This window comes from Methylophaga sp. UBA1464 (assembly GCF_002325665.1).
In the GTDB taxonomy this organism is placed as follows: Bacteria; Pseudomonadota; Gammaproteobacteria; order Nitrosococcales; family Methylophagaceae; genus Methylophaga.
This window is the reverse complement of record NZ_DCSO01000052.1, coordinates 52,143-52,855: the sequence shown is the minus strand read 5'-3', so window position 1 is coordinate 52,855 and position 713 is coordinate 52,143. Positions and strand designations below refer to the sequence as shown.

Sequence of the window (713 nt, the reverse complement as noted above, 5' to 3'; positions counted from 1 at the left end):
TAACTTGTTTGCGGCTCATTGCTTCGACCAGTAATGGCTTCAGTGGAAGTTTGGCGACTTTATGACCGGCAAACATTTCCGGTCGATAAATGCCAATACCACTGAAAGTCAGTCTGGGGTCACCATCGATTTTCAATAGTCCTTCTGAGTCAAGATGAAAATCTCCGGACGGGTTATGTTGTGGATTCTTGACCATTATCAAATGGCACAACATGTGTTCAGCTAGAACCGACTCGTTCAATTGTTTAAATGGAAAATCCGTCCAGATATCGCCATTGACGACAAGAAACGGCTTATTGCCCAGCAGCGGCAACGCATGAATAATTCCTCCTGCTGTTTCCAGTCCACCCATGGATTCTGCTGAATACTCAAAGCGCGCCTGATAACGTTCACCATTACCCAAGACAGGTTCAAACTGTTCCCCCAGATGGGCATGGTTAATCACAATATCTTTGAAGCCGGCATTAACCAGTTTTTCAATCAGGTATTCGATTAAGCGTTTTGACCCTGCATGTAATAATGGTTTCGGAGTGTGATCAGTAAGCGGGCGAAGTCTCTCGCCACGCCCGGCTGCCAGAATCATGACTTTCATTTAATGGCCATTATTTTAGGTTGTTCGATAAGATATTGATAAAGATTTTGCAACTCAGGATAGCTTTTACAAACCTGATAAACATATTTTAATGTCAAGGCTAAGTCATTCATATAATTTG

General features: G+C 42.8%; 1 protein-coding gene. It reads right to left on the bottom strand.

The window, feature by feature from the left end:
* The coding region (gene murU, locus B3O33_RS06325) for an N-acetylmuramate alpha-1-phosphate uridylyltransferase MurU (protein ID WP_292363209.1) at nucleotides 1-592 on the bottom strand (592 nt) is incomplete at its 3' end.
* Nucleotides 593-713: the final 121 nt, after the last annotated feature.